This is a genomic window from Nonomuraea sp. GTA35, from assembly GCF_041950525.1.
GTDB lineage: Bacteria > Actinomycetota > Actinomycetes > Streptosporangiales > Streptosporangiaceae > Nonomuraea.
Genome location: NZ_JBGNUV010000004.1, coordinates 52,104 through 71,042, shown reverse-complemented (window position 1 = coordinate 71,042; position 18,939 = coordinate 52,104). Strand labels below are relative to the sequence as shown.

Annotated in this window: 14 protein-coding genes; 9 read left to right on the top strand and 5 right to left on the bottom strand. The window is 72.0% G+C overall.

The annotated features are described in order from the left end of the window. The first annotated feature begins 234 nt into the window (after window positions 1-234). From ACBJ32_RS18725 to ACBJ32_RS18690, 8 genes are read left to right on the top strand one after another with little or no spacing between them, the layout of a single operon-like run. Window positions 235-1,623: an extracellular solute-binding protein gene (locus tag ACBJ32_RS18725; protein WP_357875407.1), complete on the top strand. Its 1,389-nt coding sequence runs from the start codon at window positions 235-237 to the stop codon at window positions 1,621-1,623. Beyond that, entirely contained in the window at window positions 1,598-2,527 is a 930-nt protein-coding gene (locus ACBJ32_RS18720; protein ID WP_375127822.1) for a carbohydrate ABC transporter permease, read from the top strand. Before ACBJ32_RS18725 ends, ACBJ32_RS18720 begins: the two co-directional genes overlap by 26 nt. Beyond that, a complete protein-coding gene (locus tag ACBJ32_RS18715) occupies window positions 2,524-3,342 on the top strand; it encodes a carbohydrate ABC transporter permease (protein WP_375127821.1) in 819 nt (272 codons plus the stop codon). The genes ACBJ32_RS18720 and ACBJ32_RS18715 overlap by 4 nt, the downstream gene beginning before the upstream one ends. Then, window positions 3,342-4,406, top strand: a complete 1,065-nt coding sequence (locus ACBJ32_RS18710) for an ABC transporter ATP-binding protein (protein ID WP_375127820.1) — start codon at window positions 3,342-3,344, stop codon at window positions 4,404-4,406. The genes ACBJ32_RS18715 and ACBJ32_RS18710 overlap by 1 nt, the downstream gene beginning before the upstream one ends. Beyond that, window positions 4,403-5,581 carry a CehA/McbA family metallohydrolase gene (locus ACBJ32_RS18705; RefSeq protein WP_375127819.1) on the top strand — a complete coding sequence of 393 codons (1,179 nt, stop codon included), beginning with the start codon at window positions 4,403-4,405 and terminating at the stop codon, window positions 5,579-5,581. The genes ACBJ32_RS18710 and ACBJ32_RS18705 overlap by 4 nt, the downstream gene beginning before the upstream one ends. Beyond that, window positions 5,572-6,465 carry a TIM barrel protein gene (locus tag ACBJ32_RS18700; protein ID WP_375127818.1) on the top strand — a complete coding sequence of 298 codons (894 nt, stop codon included), beginning with the start codon at window positions 5,572-5,574 and terminating at the stop codon, window positions 6,463-6,465. The genes ACBJ32_RS18705 and ACBJ32_RS18700 overlap by 10 nt, the downstream gene beginning before the upstream one ends. Further along, window positions 6,462-7,541, top strand: coding sequence for a Gfo/Idh/MocA family oxidoreductase (locus ACBJ32_RS18695; RefSeq protein WP_357875397.1), 1,080 nt, complete (start codon window positions 6,462-6,464; stop codon window positions 7,539-7,541). The genes ACBJ32_RS18700 and ACBJ32_RS18695 overlap by 4 nt, the downstream gene beginning before the upstream one ends. Next, window positions 7,538-10,258 carry a glycoside hydrolase family 38 C-terminal domain-containing protein gene (locus ACBJ32_RS18690; protein ID WP_375127817.1) on the top strand — a complete coding sequence of 907 codons (2,721 nt, stop codon included), beginning with the start codon at window positions 7,538-7,540 and terminating at the stop codon, window positions 10,256-10,258. The genes ACBJ32_RS18695 and ACBJ32_RS18690 overlap by 4 nt, the downstream gene beginning before the upstream one ends. 4 nt (window positions 10,259-10,262) lie before the next feature. On the opposite strand, the gene ACBJ32_RS18685 is transcribed toward ACBJ32_RS18690, so the two are convergent. Then, window positions 10,263-12,080: a tetratricopeptide repeat protein gene (locus tag ACBJ32_RS18685; RefSeq protein WP_375127816.1), complete on the bottom strand. Its 1,818-nt coding sequence runs from the start codon at window positions 12,078-12,080 to the stop codon at window positions 10,263-10,265. Window positions 12,081-12,085: 5 nt separating this feature from the next. Continuing rightward, window positions 12,086-13,015, bottom strand: a complete 930-nt coding sequence (locus ACBJ32_RS18680; protein WP_375127815.1) for an SIR2 family protein — start codon at window positions 13,013-13,015, stop codon at window positions 12,086-12,088. A 291-nt stretch (window positions 13,016-13,306) separates the two neighbouring features. Between ACBJ32_RS18680 and fxsT the strand changes: the two genes are divergently transcribed. Then, window positions 13,307-15,868, top strand: a complete 2,562-nt coding sequence (gene fxsT / locus ACBJ32_RS18675; protein WP_375127814.1) for an FxSxx-COOH system tetratricopeptide repeat protein — start codon at window positions 13,307-13,309, stop codon at window positions 15,866-15,868. Window positions 15,869-15,931: 63 nt separating this feature from the next. On the opposite strand, the gene ACBJ32_RS18670 is transcribed toward fxsT, so the two are convergent. From ACBJ32_RS18670 to ACBJ32_RS18660, 3 genes are all read right to left on the bottom strand, one after another. After that, window positions 15,932-17,095, bottom strand: a complete 1,164-nt coding sequence (locus tag ACBJ32_RS18670; protein WP_375127813.1) for an HEXXH motif-containing putative peptide modification protein — start codon at window positions 17,093-17,095, stop codon at window positions 15,932-15,934. Further along, the gene (locus tag ACBJ32_RS18665; protein ID WP_375127812.1) at window positions 17,092-17,277 is read right to left on the bottom strand and encodes a hypothetical protein; all 186 of its coding nucleotides are present in this window, start codon (window positions 17,275-17,277) and stop codon (window positions 17,092-17,094) included. The genes ACBJ32_RS18670 and ACBJ32_RS18665 overlap by 4 nt, the downstream gene beginning before the upstream one ends. 120 nt (window positions 17,278-17,397) lie before the next feature. Beyond that, the gene (locus ACBJ32_RS18660; protein WP_375127811.1) at window positions 17,398-18,870 is read right to left on the bottom strand and encodes a PucR family transcriptional regulator; all 1,473 of its coding nucleotides are present in this window, start codon (window positions 18,868-18,870) and stop codon (window positions 17,398-17,400) included. Window positions 18,871-18,939 lie beyond the last annotated feature (69 nt).

The following is an 18,939-nucleotide window of genomic DNA, read 5'->3' as shown; positions in this document are numbered from 1 at the left end:
GTGACTATGGCATATTGTCATGACATTCGGATGTCCGCTATGTTGCGAATAGCGGCCCCGTCCGAAACCTGGTCGTTCCCTACCCGGCATCCCGGGTAGTGAAGATCGCCCCGCGCGGGCAAAGGCGCAGCATGTGGGCACGTCCTCGAATATCGGCCAGGTCTTTACGTCATATGAATGTCATGACATATTGGCCCATGGCCTCCTCCCTTAAGGACACGTCGGAGGGTTTGCATGGCATTGCGGAAACGGTCGATGGGTGTCGTCGCGGTCATCACCGCCGCCGGTCTGGGGCTCGCCGCCTGCGGCCAGTCCTCCGGCGGGGGCGGTGAGACCATCGAGCTGACGATCGCCCAGAACGCCATCGCCGGCGGCAAGAACGCGGCCGCGGCGCAGTACATCGCCGACTGGGTGATCCCCAAGTTCGAGGCGGCGCAGAAGGCGAAGGGGAAGGACGTCACGGTCAAGTTCGTTCCCAGCGGCGTCGACGACGAGCAGTACAAGACCAAGCTCTCCCTCGACCTCAAGTCAGGCAAGGGCGCGGACGTGATCGACATCGACGGCATCTGGGCCGGCGAGTTCGCCGAGGCCGGCTACATCAAGCCGCTGTCGGAGCTGGTCGGGGCCGAGGCCGACAGCTGGGACGGCTGGGCCCAGATCCCCGAGGCCGTGCAGGCCATGACCGAGTTCAACGGCAAGAAGTACGCCCTGCCCGTCGGCACCGACGGTCGCGTGCTCTACTTCAACAAGAACCTGTTCGCCAAGGCCGGGCTGCCGGCCGACTGGCAGCCCAAGAGCTGGCAGGAGATCCTCGACACCGGCGCCAAGCTCAAGTCCTCCGGCGTGCCCGTGCCCATCCAGATCAACGCCGGCACCGCGATGGGCGAGGCCACCTCCATGCAGGGCGTGTTGCCGCTGCTCGCGGGCGCGGGCGGCGAGGTGCAGAAGGACGGCAAGTGGACCGGCGCCTCCCAGCCGCTGAAGGACGCGCTCGGCCTCTACCAGAAGATCTACGGCGGCGGCCTCGGCGATCCCAAGCTCCAGCAGGAGGCCAAGGGCCGCGACAAGTCGTTCCAGCAGTTCGCCGAGGGCAAGATCGGCATTCTGATGGAGGGCGACTACTTCTGGCGCGGCGTGGTCAACCCCAAGACGGGCGTGGCCAAGATGGCCGACCGCGATCAGGCCGTCGGGTACGCCATGATCCCCGCCATCGAGCCCGGCAAGGGCATCCGCGGCCAGGACTTCGTCAGCATGTCCGGCGGCGCCCTGCGCACGGTGAACCCCAACAGCAAGCACCCCAAGGAGGCGTTCGAGCTGCTGGCCTTCACACTCTCCCCGGAGGCGCTGAAGGAGGAGACCAAGGACGGCAACGTCCGCATCACCCCGCGCACGGACGTCAACAAGGAGATCCTGGCGGGCGAGCCGCTGCTGACGTTCATCTCGGAGAAGGTGCTGCCGGTGACGGCCTACCGCCCGCCGGTCGCGCTCTACCCGCAGGTGTCGGTGGCGTTGCAGGAGGCCACCGCCGCGGTCGCCGGCGGCACGGCTCCGGACCAGGCCGCGGCCGACTACCAGAAGAAGCTTGAGGGAATCGTCGGTGGCGCAGGCAATATCGCCTCCTGAGGCAGGCCCCGGCACGAAGGAGCCCTCCCGCTACAGCTCGGACGCGGCGGGCCTGGGAAAGGCGCGGGCCGGGGTCTTCATGGCCCCCGCCCTGCTGCTGATCGCCGCCTTCCTCGTCTTCCCCGCGCTCTGGGTGCTCTACCTCGGCCTGACGAACTACCGCCTGACGGGCATCGCCGCCGCCGAGCCGCAGTTCGTCGGCCTCGACAACCTCCTCGACGCGGTCGCGAACCAGACGTTCTGGAGCTCCACCTGGCTGACCGCGCAGTTCGTGCTGGGCTCGGCCGTCATCGGGCAGGTGGGGCTGGGCTTCACCATCGCGTGGCTGCTGCGTGACCGGCGCGGCCCGCTCAAGCGGGTGGCCGAGGGCCTGGTCATCCTGGCCTGGATCCTGCCCAGCGCCATCGTGTCGTTCCTGTGGGTGGCGCTGCTCGACCGCGACGGTGGCACGCTCAACGCGCTGCTCGGCATCCCCGGCACCGCCTGGCTGCTGGACCATCCGATGTCGTCGATCATCGTGTTCAACACCTGGCGCGGCACCGCGTTCTCGATGATGTTGTACGGCGCCGCGCTCGCCAACGTGCCGCCCTCGCACCTGGAGAGCGCCCGCCTGGCCGGCGCCTCCGGCTGGCAGCAGCTCAGGGACGTCGTGTTCCCGCACATCAGAGGGCACATCCTGACGAACCTGCTGCTGATCAGCCTGTGGACGTTCAACGACTTCACCCCCTTCCTGCTCACCGCCGGAGGCCCCGACGGCAAGTCGGAGATCCTGGCCGTGCACGTGTACAAGGTGGCCCTGCAGGGCGGCGAGCTGGGCTACGGCGCCGCCGTCTCCACCATCATCCTGCTGATCAACCTGGTCGTGGCGGTGTTCTACCTGCGGCTGTTGCGGAGCAAGAAATGACGCGGTTCGTCCTGGGCCGGATCGGGTTCTACACGCTGATCGCCGTGCTGCTGGCGTTCTTCACGATCCCGCTGCTGTGGCTGGTGACGGCGCCCTTCACCTCCGACCCCACGTACGAGGTGTCGGTGCCCGACTTCACCTGGGACAACTTCGCGGCGGTCGTGGAGCATCCGTACGCGCTGCCGTCGTTGTGGAACTCGGTCGTGCTGTCGGTGGGCACCGCCGTGCTGGTCGTCCTGCTCTCCGCGCTGGCCGCCTACGCGCTCAGCAGGGTGCGGCTGCCCGGCCGCGATGCCCTGCTGTACGCGCTGCTGCTGCTGTCGTCGATCATCACCGGCACGGCGGCCATGGTGCCGCTGTTCCAGCTCGCGGTGGAGCTGAACCTCATCGACTCGCAGCTCGGGCTGATCCTCATCCTGAGCGGTGGCCTGCTGCCCGCGGCGATCTTCATGCTGAAGGACTTCATGGACGCCACGCCCAAGTCGTACGAGGAGTCGGCGCGCGTCTTCGGCGCCACGCCGCTGCAGATCGTGCGGCACGTGGTGGTCCCCCTGGTGCGGCCGGGGCTGGCGACCATCGCGGTGTGGACCGTGGCCAACGTGTGGGGGAACTTCCTGATGCCGTACCTGCTGCTGAGCGACGTGGAGAAGCAACCGGCGGCGGTGATCACGTACACGCTGTACACCGAGGGCGGGCAGGCCAACCTCAGCATGTTGTCCACGTTCGGGCTGCTCTACTCCATCCCGGTGGTGCTCATGTACCTGTTCGTCAGCAAGAAGTACGGCTTCCGCTTCCACGGAGGGATCAAGCGTTAATGGCCGCCATCGAACTACGCGGGCTGACCAAGGTCTACCCCGGCGGGGTGAAAGCGCTCGACGCGCTCGACCTGGCCATCCCCGACGGCGAGTTCTTCGCCCTGCTCGGGCCCTCCGGCTGCGGCAAGACCACGCTGCTGCGCACGATCGCCGGCCTGGAGACCGCCAGCGGCGGCGCCGTGGTCATCGGCGGGCGCGACGTGACGGGCGTGCAGCCGGGCGGCCGGGACGTGGCCATGGTGTTCCAGGACTACGCGCTGTTCCCGCACATGGACGTCACGGACAACATCGCCTACCCGCTGCGCATCAAGAAGGTCGCCAAGGGCGCCCGCCGCGACAAGGCCGCCGAGGTGGGAGCCCGGCTCGGGCTCGACCACCTCATGGACCGGCGGCCCGGGCAGCTCTCCGGCGGGCAGCAGCAGCGGGTCGCGCTGGCCAGGGTGATGGCCACGCAGGCGCAGGCGTACCTGTTCGACGAGCCGCTGTCCAACCTGGACGCCCGGCTGCGGCTGGAGGCCCGCACGTTCCTCAAGAAGCTCCAGCGCGAGCTCGGGGTCACCACCGTCTTCGTCACCCACGACCAGGCCGAGGCGCTGGCGATGGCCGACCGGATGGCGGTCATGGAGGCCGGGCACATCCGGCAGATCGGCACGCCGGCCGAGGTCTTCCAGCGTCCGGCGAACACCTTCGTGGCCGGGTTCATCGGCTCCACGCCCATGAACCTGCTGGACGGCACCGTGCGAGGTGACACGCTGGAGGTGGCAGGGTGCAAGATCGCGGTCCCCGCCTCCGCCGGGGGCGCGCTGTCCGACGGGGAGGAGATCGTGTACGGCGTACGGCCCGAATACCTGACCTACTCGGCCGAGCCCGCGGAGGGCGCGTTCGGCGGGCAGGTGGCCATCGTGGAGAACCTGGGCGCCTCCCACCTGGTGACTCTCGACGTCAACGACGTGAGCGTGCAGGCCGTGGTGCCCGAGGGCAGCGAGCCCGCGGTGGGCGACGACGGCTACGCGGTGCCCCGGCGTGACCGGGCGCTGGTCTACCGGAACGGAGAGCTGGTGTGAGAGGGCACTGGTCGCTGGACGACCGGCTGGAGCGGATCCTGCGGGAGGCGCCGTTCGAGGTGCCTCCGGGGACGGCCGCGGTGCACGTGAAGCTCTCCTACGACAGGTCGCAGGGGGTGATCGACCTCGGCTGCGGCGCTCCCGGCGGCTTCCGCGGCTGGTCGGGCGGCGCGCGCGACGAGTACACGATCACCCGCGACTGGGCCACCCCCGGCTACCTGCCGGGCGAGCCCGAGCCGGGCACCTGGAACGTGTGGCTGCGGCTGCACCGCATCCCGCCGCAGGGCCTCGACTACACGCTGGACATCTCCTGCGAACCGGTCGCGCCTCCCGAGCCGGTGGCCGAGGAGCCGCCGCACGGCGCACGGCCGCCGCGCCGCGACATCCCGGACGTGGACGGCCTGCGCTGGTACGCCGGCGACTTCCACGCCCACACCGTCCACAGCGACGGCGGCCTGACCATCGCGGAGCTGGCCGAGCTCGCCCACGGGCGCGGGCTCGACTTCCTGGCCGTCACCGATCACAACACGGTCAGCCACCACCCCTGGCTGGGCAGGATCGACCGGGGCGTCACGCTCATCCCCGGCCAGGAGGTCACCACCGACCGGGGGCACGCGAACGTGTTCGGCGAGGTCGGCTGGGTGGACTTCCGCGAGCCCGCCGACTCCTGGGTCGAGCACGCCGAGCGCGCGGGCGGGCTGATCTCGATCAACCATCCGCTCGGCGGCGACTGCGCCTGGCTGCTGCCGATCAGCCGCCGGCCGCGCGTGGCCGAGGTGTGGAGCTCCGGCTGGTGGGACCGCCGCTGGGGCGCGCCGCTGGCCTGGGCCGACGCCTGGCGCGACGACGTGATCGCCATCGGCGGCAGCGACTTCCACCGGCCCGGCTCCGACGGGCTGCCCGGCGCGCCCGCGACCTGGGTGCTGGCCGAGGATCCCGCCGCCGTGCTCGACGGCGTGCGCGCCGGGCGCACCGCCGTGTCCACCGGCCCTGACGGGCCGCTGCTGCTCAGGCTGGGCGACGAGCTGCTCGTGCTGGACGCCGACGGCCTGGTCCTGGTACGCCCCGGCGGCGCCCGGCAGGTGGTCCGCGGCGAGCGGGTGCTGCTGCCGGCCATCGACGGGCCCCACAGGCTGGAGACCTACGACAACGAGGTGATCGCCCTATGCGCGTGAGGAAAGTCGCCAACGCCCCCGTGAGCTTCGGCGTGTTCGAGCTGAGCGACGGCCCGCCGCCGCTGACCGCCGACGAGATGGTCCGCGCGCTGGCCGAGGTGGGCTACGAGGGCATCGACTCCGGGCCGATCGGCTACCTGGGCACCGGCTCCGAGCTGGCCGACCGGCTCGGCGGGGCCGGGCTGCTGCTCTGCGGCGGCTGGGTGGACCTGCCGTTCCACGACGCGGAGGCCTACGACAAGGCGCTGCCCACGCTGGCGGCGGCGCTGGACGTGTTCGCCGCCGCGCCTCCGGGGGACCTGCCGCCGCGGCCCACGATCGCCTGCCCCGGCACGCCGGAACGGTTCGCGCGGCCCGGCGGGACCGCTCCAGGGCTGCCGGCCGACGAGTGGCCCGCGTTCGCCGCCCGGATTCAGGACACGACCGAGCGGTGCCGCGCGCGCGGCTTCGAGCCCGTCTTCCACCACCACCTCGGCACCCACGTCGAGACGCCCGAGGACGTCGAGCGCCTGCTGGAGCTGACCGACGTGCAGCTCTGCCTGGACACCGGCCACCTGCTGCTGGCCGGCGGGGACCCGGTCGCGGCGCTGCGCGCCTGGGCCGGCCGCGTCGGGCACGTGCACATCAAGGACGGCGACACCGCGATCCTCGCCCAGGCCCTGGCCGACGGCGTGGACCTGCGCGAGCTCATGGGGCGGGGCGGTTTCGCCCTCCTCGGCGAGGGCGAGCTGGACCTGCCGGCCGTGGTGCGCACGCTGGACGAGATCGGCTACGAGGGCTGGATCGTGATCGAGCAGGACACCCTGCCGGGGCGGCGCACCGTCGCCCAGAACATCGCCGACCAGGCGGCCAACCGCCGGAAGCTGAAGGACTTGGGGCTTTGAGAATCGCGCTCGTGGGGTGCGGGGCCGTCACCCAGGCGGTCTACGTGCCGCTGCTGTCCCGGCGGCGGGACCTGTTCGAGGTGAGCGCCGTCTGCGACCTGTCGCGCACGCTCGCCGACGCCGTGGGCGACCGGCTGGGGGCCGCGCGGCGATACACGGCCGTGGCGGACATGCTGGCCGACGGCGGGTTCGAGGCCGTCGTCGTGCTGGCGTCCGGCTCGCACGGCGAGACCGTGCGGCAGGCGCTGGCCGCCGGGTACGCCGTGCTCTGCGAGAAGCCGCTCGCGCTGACCAGGGCCGAGGTGGCGGCGCTGCCCGAGGGGCGGCTGATGGTCGCCTACATGAAGCAGTACGACCCGGCCGTGCGCCGGGCCGAGGAGGTGCTGGCCGAGCTGGGCGGGCCCGAGGCGATCAGGGCGGTCGAGGTGACCGTGCTGCATCCGAGCGGGGAGTCGCAGCTCGCGTTCGCGAACCTGACGCCGGCCGGCGACGTGGATGCCGGGCTGCTGGCCTCGTTGCGCGCGGCGGAGCAGGATCTGGTGTCGCGGGCGCTGGGGGAGGAGGCCCCGGAGCAGGTACGGAGCCTGTACGCGGTGGCGCTCGGCTCGATCTGCCACGATTTGTCGCTCATGAGGCGCTTTACCGGCTCTCCTGCGGAAATTTCGTACGTTGAGATGTGGGGGCCCGCGCCCGGCTCGATCGAGATCTCCGGCCCCCTGCCGGTGCGGGGCCGCTTCTCCATCCGGTGGCACTACCTGGAGGACTACCCCGCCTACCGCGAGACCGTGGCCATCCACCACGACCGGGGCTCGCTGGAGCTCGTCTTCCCCTCGCCCTACCTGATGAACGCCCCGACCACGCTCACCGTGGTGTCCGGGGGCGAGAGCCGTACGCACTGGCGTGACGTGACCGAGGCGTTCGAGGTACAACTGGCCGCCTTCCATGCTTACGTGAACGATGGCAAGCCGCCGCTCACCGACGCGGGCGGCGGGCTGGAGGACATCGTCACGGCGCAGCGCATCGCGGCACGCTACGCCGTACTGAATGATCTGCCCTTGGGAGGAGAGTCAGCGTGAGCACGGAGATCGTCGTCGTACCGCACACGCACTGGGACCGGGAGTGGTACGAGCCCTTCCAGCGCTTCAGGCTGCGCCTGGTGGCACTGCTCGACGAGGTGCTCGACACGATGGAGCGCGAGCCGGCCTACCACTTCACCCTCGACGGCCAGCTCGCCTGCGTGGACGACTACCTCGAGGTACGCCCGGAGAACCGCGACCGCGTGGCGGCGCTGGTGGAGTCGGGGCGGCTGGCGGTGGGGCCGTGGCAGATCCTGCTCGACGAGTTCCTCTGCTCCGGCGAGAACATCATCCGCAACCTCGAGCTGGGCATGGCCAGGGCGGACAAGCTGGGCGGCGCCATGCCGGTCGGCTACCTGCCCGACATGTTCGGCCACACGGCGCAGATGCCGCAGATCCTGCGCAAGGCCGGGCTGCTGCACGCCTGCGTCTACCGCGGCGTGCCGGCCTCCGTCACCACCGACGCCTTCGCCTGGGTGGCGCCCGACGGCACGGCGCTGCGCACGCAGTACCTGCCCGCGGGCGGCTACGGGAACGGGGCCTACCTGTTCCACGACGGGGAGGGGCTCAAGGAGCGGGCGGCGGGGTTCGTGCGCACCATGCGGGAGTGGCACGGGCCCGAGGGGCCGCTGCTGGCGATGTACGGCACCGACCACTCGGCGCCGGTGCGCGGGCTGCCGGAGATGGTGGCCGAGATCGGCGCCCGCATGGACACCCTGTCCGGATACATCGGCGCCCATTCGGGCGAGGTGGACGGCCTGCCGCAGGTGCACGGCGAGCTGCGCTCCCACGCCCGCGCCAACATCCTGCCCGGCGTCATCTCCATCCGCCCGCACGTCAAGCAGGCCATGAGCCGCGCCGAGCGGATGGTCGAGCGGTACGCCGAGCCGCTGGCCGCGCTCTGGGGCGAGGAGTGGCCCGGCCGCTTCCTCGACATGGCGTGGTGGCGGCTGGTGGACGCCAGCGGCCACGACTCGGTGACCGGCTGCGGCGTGGACGACACCGCCCAGCAGGTCGCCGCCCGCATCGCCGAGGCCGAGCAGCTCGGACAGGCGGTACGCGACATGGTCACCGCCCGCCTGGCCCGGGCGGTGCCGTCCGACGGCGTGCTGATCGTCAACCCCACCCCCGGCGCCCGGCGCGGCGTCGTGGTCGTGGACGTGGCCGGCACCGACCCGCTGGTGGGCCCGTCGGGCGCGCCGGTGCCGGTGCAGCCGCTGGAGTACGCGGCCACGCTGCTGCTCGACGAGGAGATGGACCCGGCCACGGCGCTGACCTTCGTGCACGGCACCGAGCTGTACGGGCAGCACATCACGGGCTGGACGGTCGAGGACGGGACGCTGACGTTCACCGTGGCCCGGGAGACGTCCGTGGTGTTCGACGCGGGCGACCTGCGCGGCGCCCTCGACGGCGTGACCCGCGTACGCATCCTCGCCGAGCCCCGCCGCACGGTGGCCGCCCTGGTGGAGGCCCCGCCCCTCGGCCACACGAGCCTGCGTCCCGCGCCGCGCGACCACGTGTACGGCGACCCGCAACCCCTTCCCGGCACGCACCACCCGTCCTGCTGGCTCAGCTCCGACTCGGCCCCCCTGCCGGTGCGGGGCGACGAGGAGGTGCTGGACAACGGGCTGCTGCGGGTCACGATCGCCCCCGACGGCACCCTGACCCTGGTGGGTCGGGACGGCACCACGGTCACCGGCGCGGGCCGCGTCGTCGACGGCGGCGACGTGGGCGACACCTACAACTACGCCCCGCCGGGGGCCGACGTGACGGTGTCGCGGCCGGTGGACGTGGAGTCGGAGCTGATCTGCACGGGGCCGCTGGTGGCGATGGTGGACGTGCGGCGCACGTACCTGTGGCCCGCCTCGGGCGAGGGTGTCGAGGGCGCTCCGGAGCTGCCCGCCGCGGCGCGCGGCGCCAGGATGGAGGAGATCGCCGTCACCACCCGGGTCGAATTGCGGGCGGGGGAGCCGTTCGTGCGGTTGCGGGTCGAGTTCGACAACCGCTGCGCCGACCACCGGGTACGCCTGCACGTCCCGCTGCCGGCGCCGGCCACGCAGTCGTACGCCGAGGGGCAGTTCTCGGTCGTCACCCGCGGGCTCACCGCGGAGGGCGGCTGCGGCGAGACCCCGCTGCCCACCTTCCCCGCCTCGTCGTGGGTGGCCGCCGGAGGCGTGGCGGCGCTGCTGGAGCACGTGACGGAGTACGAGCTGGCGGACGGGGAGCTGGCGCTCACGCTGCTGCGCTCGGTCGGTTACCTCTCCCGCAACCGCAACGCCCTGCGCCCGGAACCGGCCGGCCCGCAACTGCCCACTCCGGCGGCGCAGTCGCGCGGGGTGCGGTCGGTGAGCGTGGCGCTGATGCCGTACCAGGGGTCGTGGGGCGAGGTGGTGCCGCAGGCGGAGGCCTTCAGGCACGACCTGCTGGTGGTGCCGGGGCTCGGCGAGCGGTTCCTGCCGCTGCCCGAGCCCGCGGCCGGGCTGTCGGTGAGCGGGGACGGCGTGGTGATGACCTCGCTGCGCGAGCGCGACGGGTGGCGGGAGCTGCGGGTCGTGGCCCTCACCCCCGAGGCCGCGGAGGCGGTGGTCAGCGGGCGCTTCACCCAGGCGCGCCGGGCCGACCTGCGGGGACGCCCGGGAGAGCCGCTCGACGTGACGGACGGGACGCTCCGGTTGCCGCTGGGGGCGTGGGAGATCGCCACGGTGCAGCTGTCGTAGGGGATCACCGGTCGAGGCGGCGCTGGGCCTCCTCCCTGGCCGCCCTGGCGCTGTCCTCGTCCGAGCGGGGCAGGCCGAGCGCCAGGGCCCGGTCCAGATCCGCCAGCGCGCCCGGGAAGTCGCGCAGCGCGATCCGCACCCGGCCCCGCCCGTAGAGCGCGCGGGCGGCGTTGCGGTCGACGTCGAGGGCGTCGTTGTAGGCCGCCTCCGCGTCCGCCGGCGAGCCCGCCTGCCAGAGAGCGTAGGCCAGGGTCGTGCGGGCGCTCACGTCGCCCGGCATCCTGGTCACCGCCTGCCTGCCCAGCTCGACCGCCTCCTCCGCGTCGCCCATCGACAGGGAGATCTCGGCCAGCGCGGTCAGGACCTGCACGGTGGACAGCGCGTCCTGCTGGCTCTCGAACTGGGAGCGGGCCTCGTTCAGCGTCTGCCTGGCCGTCTCCAGGTCGCCCTCGATCCTGGACACCTCCGCCTGGAACGCCAGCAGGTTCGCGAACTGCCGCTCGTCGCCCTGCTCCAGCGAGCGCCTGGCCGCCACGGAGGCGAAGCGGTGGGCCGAGATGAAGTTGCCCTCCCCGAGCGCGGCCTCGGCGGCGGCGCGGAAGTCGGCGGGCGTGTGCTCCTGCGGCCTGCCGCGGGAGGGCACGACGTGATGCGCGCGGTTCGCGGTGCGTACGGCCTCGACCAGGCGCTCCTGCCCGAGCTGGTACCACAGGCTGCGGGCGCGCTGCTCCTCGGTCAGGATGTGCCGGGCCACCAGCGCGTCCACCACGGCGTTGGGTATGTCGGCGGTCTGGGCCAGGCCGCGGTAGGCCGTGCCGCGCGTGCCCCGCTCGGTGATGAACGTCGTCTCGATCCAGTCGCGCAGCTCCGGCTCCGGCACGCCGGTCTCCACGCTCACGTCACGTACGGTCCGGTCGAAGTACCCCGCGAGGACTCCGGCGAGGGCGCCGAGCCGGGCGAGCCGGTCGAGGGTGATCGCGTCGTCGCCGTCGTCCAGGCTCGCCCACAGCGCCGCGCAGGCGATCTGCAGCTCGAACGGCGACACCCGGTCGCTGACGATCTCGACGCTCGTACCCAGCCGATCGGTGTAGGTGGTGGTACGCAGCCGCTGCACGAGCTGCTCCGCCACGCCGGGGCCGTAACGCCGGCCGCTGCCGGCCGCCGGCCCCGTCACCGCCGACACGGCCGACCGCTGGTCCAGCCCCTCCAGGCGGACGTAGGCGAAGGGCTGACGGCTCAGCAGCCCCTCGTACGCGCTCAGCGTCGCGAGCTGGTCGTCGCGCACCACCAGCAGCAGGTTGAGCGGCAGCTCGCGCAGCGCGCCCGCCAGCTCGGCGACGAGCCGCTCCCGCTCCCGCACCCGGGCGGGGAAGGCGGTGAACAGCTCCTCCATGTGATCGATGGCGGCCAGCACCCGCCGGGGCGAGGCGCCGGCGATGACGCTCTCCAGGGCCGCTCCTACCGTCTGCTCGGGATCGGGCGCCTGACCGGCGGGGGTCCAGCTGCTGATCAGGGTGAAGCGGTAACCGCCGGGGCCGGACGAGCGTGCCAGCGGCCAGGTCGGCTGATGGATCAGCCGCCCCACGGGCAGCACCAGCGCGTCCGTGGCGCGCGGCCCCTCCTCCAGCAGCGGCAGCACCCCGGCGTGCAGCAGGGACGTCTTGCCGACGGCGGCCGGGCCGTGCAGCACCACCACGCGCTCCGACAGCCAGGCGTCGCGCAGGTGCCGCGCCTCCTCGGAGCGGCCGTGGAACAGGGCGGACTCGGTCCGCCGGAAGGGACGCGGGCCGACGTACGGCTCGGCGGGCCTGTCTCCTGGCACGGTCGTCATGGTGTCCCCCGCAGTCCGGCGGCGAGCTTGTCGTTGAGCGAGCGAGGGGTTTCCCACAGGATGCGGATGCTCTGGGCCTGGAAGTAACGCTCGAGGTACTCGCGCTCCTCGCCGGAGTGCTCGTGCGGGTTGAGCTGGATGCTCGTGTGCTCCCTGCGCATGGTGCCGAGCAGGCCGTGGAGGAGCGTCCTGAACATGACGTGGAAGGTCCAGTCGCGCAGCCCGTACCCGATGAACAGCAGCGCCTTCGTGCGCAGCGCGGTGCGGATCGAGTACGGCAGCAGCGTCATCGGGCGACCGCCGGGCGAGGCGTTGGTGTGCCTGCCGTCCTGCGCGAGCCGGACCAGGAAGTCGAGGTAGTCGTCCTCGATGAGCACGATCGAGTGCGGCTCCCGATGGTGTCCGTGCAGGTGGAAGACGAGGGGGCGCTCCTCACAGGGGACGTAGTCGGGTTCACGGAAGGGGCTCCCGGTCCAGTCGTCGGGGGACATCGCGTACCAGGGGCACAGGTCCCAGGCCGGCCGCTTTCTCGCCTGCTGTAACGCCAGGAACATGAAGTCGTCGTAGTTGGTGGTGATGTAGAGGGGCAGAGGGTATCGCGCCAGCACGGCGTGCACAGGGAATTCGTCCGTCGCGGCGGGCGGGGTGGCGTGCGCGAACTCCTCGTTGAGGAATTCGCGTTTGGTCCTGATCGCATCGCGATAGTGCATTGTCGCCGCATACTGCATCACCCGGGCCAGATCGCCGGAGTCGCCAGCCGGATATCCGATCTTGGCGGCCCATTTCCTGGCGAGCTGGCCACCGAGCGGGAGCCGCTCCGCGCTGGCCCCCGCGCCCAGAAAAGGGACGCAGTCTCCATTGTTGAGATCCCCGATCAGCAGGTTCCAGGCGTCGTCGTTCTCGCCGTCGGCGTCACCGGTGCGCACGCGCCACCGCCTTCCGGGGTAAGGGCGGCTCGGGTGCTCAACGTTACAGACGTTCCATGAAAGAGCCGCCGCCGTCAATAGCCGGGAATAGTCGCCCGATAACTAAGGGTTAGCAGCGACATAATCTGATATGTGACCATAATTCTGGCAGGTGGGACGGCTTTCCTGCCTGGCCCGGCCGCATGGAGTAAGGGGACTCTGCCCGAAAGGGGGATGTGAGAGACGCGAGATCGATGGACGCATTAAGGTCGAGGGCAACGGGCCTGATGGCGATAGACGGCGGTGATCGTGATGGAGGACATGGCACGCCGGGAGCGACGACTTCCCATCTGGGGCCGCGAAATTCCGTACCGTAATCGCTGTTTCACCGGCCGTGAGCGAGAATTGTCCGAGTTGCGCGAACGGCTGGCACGCGACTCCACCGCGCTCGTCGGCCAGCCGCCGCAGCCGATCTACGGCATGGGCGGCATCGGCAAGACCGAGATCGCCGCCGAGTACGCCCACCGCCACAGCGGCGACTACGACCTGGTCTGGTGGATCAGGGCCGAGCAGGAAGAGACGATCATCAACGCGCTGATCGGGCTCGGCCGGAAGATGGCGCTGACCGGCTTCCGCCCCGACGACCGCGACTACTCGGCCAAGCTCGTGCTCACCGCCCTGGCCGCGCACGACCCCTTCGAGCGCTGGCTGCTGATCTACGACAACGTCGAGAGCGCGAACGAGGTGCAGAACTACCTGCCCAGCGGCGGCGGCCACGTCATCATCACCACCCGCGACCGCCACTGGCGGCGGGTGATGAATTTGGACGGCATCGAGGTCGGCGAGTTCCTGCCCGAAGATACGGTCAAGTTCCTGCACAAGCGGGTGATCGCGCTGTCCGGGCAGGGTAGTGAGCGTTCCGTGGACGCCGAGGCAGAAGCGCAGGACCTGGCCGGCCAGCTCGGGAATCTCCCGCTGGCCGCCGAGCACGCCGCCGCCTACCTCAACGAGACCGGCACCAGCATCACCGAGTACCTCGCGCTGTTCCGCGACAACGCCCACGCGCTGCTGGCGAGCTCGGTGGACATCAAGTACCCGCAGACGGTGGCCACCACGTGGAGCGTCTCGCGCAGCAAGATCTCGCGGGAGGCCGACGCGCTGTTCCGGCTGCTGGCGAGCCTGTCGGCCGAGCCGGTCGCCGAGGAGCTGCTCGTGCAGCCCACCGTCGCGGCGAGCCTGCCCGAGCCGCTCAACCGCGTGCTGAGCTCCGTCACCGAGTTCCGCCGCGCGGCCAGGGAGCTGGGCCGCTACTCCATGCTCAAGCTCGACGGCGTCCGCAACGTGGTGCAGCTCCACCGCGTCGTGCAGGCGGTCACCAGGGACCGTATGGTACGCGAGGACCCCGAGGCCGCCGCCCGCTACCGCGAGGCCGCGCACCTCCTGCTGGCCGCCTCCGACCCGCGCTCGGTCGACCGGGAGGACAGCGAGCAGATCTACCAGCGCTCCCTGCAGCACCTGGTGCCGTCGAGGGCGACCGAGTCCGCCGACCGCAACGTCCGCAGGCTGATCATCAACCAGGTCGAGCAGCTCTCCCGGCGCGGCGGTCACCAGGAGAGCCTGCGGCTGGGCCTGCCCACGCTGGAGTCGTGGCGCGAGCGGTTCGGCCCCGACGACAAGCACACGCTGGCCCTGGCCGTCCAGGTCGGCAACGCGCTGCGCGTCTCCGGCCGGTGGGAGGACAGCCAGCGGCTGCTGGCCGACACCCTTGCGCGGCTGCGTGACAACTTCGGCGAGCTCGACCCCGTCCACCTCAACTGCGCCCGCGTCCACGGCATCGGCCTGCGCCTGCTCGGCCGCTACGCCGAGGCGCTGCAGAACGACCAGAAGCTGCTGCCGCTCTTCGAGCGGGAGCTGCGTCCCGACCACCCCGACACGCTGCGCATCCGCAGCAACCTCGCGGTGAGCCTGCGCTGCCTCGGCCGCTTCGCCGAGGCCCTCGAGTACGACGAGGAGACCCTCGCCGAGCGGCTGCGCATCTTCGGCCCCGTCGAACGGCCGACGCTGAGCTCGCAGTTCGGCCGCGCGCGCGACCTGCGCGGGCTCGGCCGGTACGAGGAGTCGCTCGACCTGGTCAGGAAGATCAGCAACGCCCTGGAGCGGGGCAACCACCCGTGGAACCAGTTCCGCCTGCTGGTCGCCATCGACTTCGGCGTGGCGCTCAACCGGGTCGGCCTGTACGAGGACGCGTTCGTCCAGGGGCGCAAGGCCCTCGACCTGCACCAGTCGATCCTGGGCAAGGAGCACCGCAAGACGCTGCAGTCGGCCACCAACCTCATCAACGACTACCGGCTCACCGAGGACCTGGCCGGTGCCCAGCGCCTGGGCGAGGAGACGGTGGCGAGCCTGGAGAAGGTGGCCGGCGCCGACCACCCCAACACGCTCGTGGCCTGCTCCAACCTGGCCATCGTGCTGCGGGTGCGCAACAATCCCGGCGGGGCGCGCCGGCTGAGCGAGCGGGCCGTCGAAGGGCTGAGCGCCGACCTGGGCGAGGACCATCCCAACACGCTGATCGCCATGCACAGCCTGGCCAGCGACCTGGCCGCGCTGGGCGAGGTGCGTCAGGCCAGGAGCCTGGGGGAGAAGGTGCTCGAACGCAGCCAGGACACGCGTGGCGCCGACCATCCCAACACCCTGGCCGCCATGGCCAACCTCGCCCTCGACCGCAATGCCGACGGCGACAAGGACGCCGCGGCGCGGTTGCGGGAGGAGGCGCTGGATCGCTATCTGCACTCGTTGCTGCCGGACCATCCGCATGCTCGGCTGGCCGCCCAGTACGGCCGCATCAACCTCGGCATCGAGCCCATGAACGACTGACCGGCCCGTTGCCCGCCGTACTCCGGCCGGGATTCTCGGGGAAGGGGTGCCGGTGCGCCGGCGTCAGAGTGCGTAGCCGGGGTTGGCGGCCAGCCAGCGCGCCCGGTGGGCCGCGCGCAGCTCGGCCGCACGCCGCTCGGCCGCGGCGGGCAGGGGCTCGCGCAGCCAGGGCGACAGCCGGTGCAGCAGGCCGTCCACCAGGTGCCGGCCCGCCGCCGTCAGGCCGCCCGAGCCGGCGGCGCGGGTGAGCGCCTCGAAGGTGATGGCGCGGCGGTGGGCGAACTCGGTCTCGGCGCGGCCCGGCGACCGCGGTGACGGCACGCCGCACTCGGTACGCCAGAAGGCGGTGATCGCGAAGTTGGCGAAGCAGCCCTGCACCAGCGCGCCCAGCGGCCGGGGGTCGGAGCGCCACGGGGCGTACCAGCGGCGGTCGTCGTCGGGGTCGGCCAGCGAGGTCATGTCCTCCACCGCGCCGAGCAGCAGGTGCCACACCTCGTGCACCAGGCTCTCGGCGAGCCCGAGCGGATCGGGCGGAGGCGACAGCGCGATCGCGCCGTACGCCCAGCCGGAGGTGGCGCTGAACGGCCGGCTGCGCTGCCGGCTCTCCAGAGGCACCAGCGTCGTGAAGACCTCGGCGACCGTCTCGGCCGCGCCGTGGTGCCGTTCGCACAGCACTCGCCACGCCCGTCCCAGCTCGCGCTGCCACCACACCGGGTCGGGCCGCCCCCGCTTGCCGTAGCCGGCGAGGTAGGGGTCGATCGCGTCGAGGCGGACGGACAGCCGTGTCCCGCCCTCCGCTACGTCGAGGGTGGGGATCGGCACGAGGCCGGAGCCGGTGACCGTGCCCAGCCCGGGGACGAGCGTGCCCGCGCGGAGCCAGGGCGGGACCGTGCCCGGAGGCCGGCCCGCCCGCATCGCGGCGCCGGCCGCGAGGGCCGCCAGGTAGTCGAGGTCCGGCTCCTCGCCGTGGTCCAGCCGCCACAGGGAGTCGACCGCCCAGCAGCCCACCTGGGGGAGCAGCAGCGTCTCGGCCATGAGCCGCGGCTCGTCCCGCTGCAGGCGGCCGAGCGCGTGGAAGGCGGCGTCGTGGCCGGGCACCCTGCGCTGCACCGCCGCCAGGAGCACCTGGTTCCTGGCGAGCTGGAGGCTCCTGAGCCGCTGAAGCAGCGCGGGTGTCGGGTCGCCGCCGGCCAGGCGGTCGCAGAGCTCGTACGTGCCTGCGGTCACGGGACGGCGCCGTGGCCGGAGTCGTCCTCTTCCTGCCACAGCCGGTCCCACGGCCCTCGTCGCCCGACGATCCCGCGCACTGCCCGATCGAGGGTCGCCTCGTCCATCTCGATGAGCTGGAGCAGCGTCAGATCAGTCAGCTCCGCGAGCCCGGTGCCGACCGCGCGAGCCGGTTGCGCCATAGAGAGTCCCTCCTCGCCCGCTGTGGCGATGATACGACGGGACTTTGGCCGAATGAAATGCCGGAGAATCGGGCGCTGTTTTCGGCCAGGGCGTACCGGGGCGGTGACCATCGTGCCGTCTCAGTTGTGCAGCAGCCCGAGCTGGCGGGCCGCGCGGATGGCCAGCCAGACCTCGGCGAAGGCCGCGCTGGAGTCGAGGTCCCTGCCGCTGAGCTCGCTGAATCGGCGCAGCCGGTAGGCCAGGGTATTGGGATGGATGTGCAGGGCCGCGGCGGCGTCGCGCATATGGCGGTTGTGTTCCAGCCAGGTCCGTACGGAAGCCAGCAAAGAGGAATCGTGCGCCCCGTCGTAGGCGAGCACCTTGCCCAGCACGTATTCCACCAGTGCGGCCAGGGTGTCCGGGTCCTCGGGCAGCCACCGGCCTGTCGTGTCGTCGCCGTACAGGACGAGCCCGCGGCCCGACTCGGCGGCGTGCGTGGCCGCCCAGGTCGCCTCGCGCTGGGCCACCCGCAGCGGCTCCCCTGGCGGGAACGGGCGGCTCATCCCGGCGGTGACCCCCGGGACGGCGGCCACGGCGGGGCCGATCCCGGGCGGGCCCAGCAGGTAGTGCTCGTCGCCGCGGCGCAGCATCAGGTGCGGCAGGTCGTCCATGGCGCGGCGCAGGGCGTCGTCGGGGACGCCGCGCACCACCAGCAGCACCATTTCCGACTCGGTGTCCGGCTCCATGGACAGGCCGAGGCGGGCCAGGCGGCGGCGGGCGGCCGGCGGGTCGAGGAGGTCCTGCAGCAGCTCGGCCAGCGTCTCCGCGCCCTCCCTGCGCAGCGTCTCGCGCTCGTGCCTGGCCATCGCGACCTGGAGCGCGGCCACCGTGGCGATGTGCTGGACCACGGCCAGGCCCGCGGGGCGGGCGCCCTCCCGCTCGAAGGCCACCAGATAGCCGGCGGGGCCGCCCGGGGCCGAGACGGGCAGCACGAAGCCGCCGGGGATCGTGGGCGGGGCGTCGGGCACGGCGGGCAGGACGGCCGGCGGGGGGACGGGGACGCCGGGCAGGAGCGGCCGGCCCGAGCGGGTGGACAGGTAGACGTCGTAGCCGGACAGGCGTTCCAGGCGCTTGAAGAGCGTGGCCGTGTCCAGGTCCTCCGCGGCCAGCCAGCGCAGCGCGCCGAAGACCTGGAGCTGGGCGCCGAGGCGGTGGCTGGCGTCCTCCTGGAGCGCCGCCGCGACCTCCTGCGCGATCGCGATGAACGGGACCGCCAGCGGCACCTCCAGCACCGGCATGCCGCGCTCCTCGGCGGCCGCGAAGAACGCCGGGCGCAGCGGCGGCACGTGGAGCTGGGCCGACAGGGCGAGCGCGGAGACGCCGGCGTCGTCGAGGCGCTCCAGGTAGGCCCGCTGCCTGGCGGCCGTGCGGGGCACGCCGATGCCGGTCGTCATGATGACCTCGGCCCCGAGCAACCACGGCGTCGGGTCGTCCAGCTCGCTGACGTGCGCCCACGAGACCGAGCGGGACAGCCCGGCCTCGCCCGCCAGCACGCGGAGCTGGAGTGCGGGGGAGCGGAGAAGGTCCTCCACGGTGAGTTTGTGGTCGGCCACAACACACACCGTAGTACTTCGTGATGACCACAATTGCCGCAGGTCAGAGGCGTGACGAACACTGAGGCG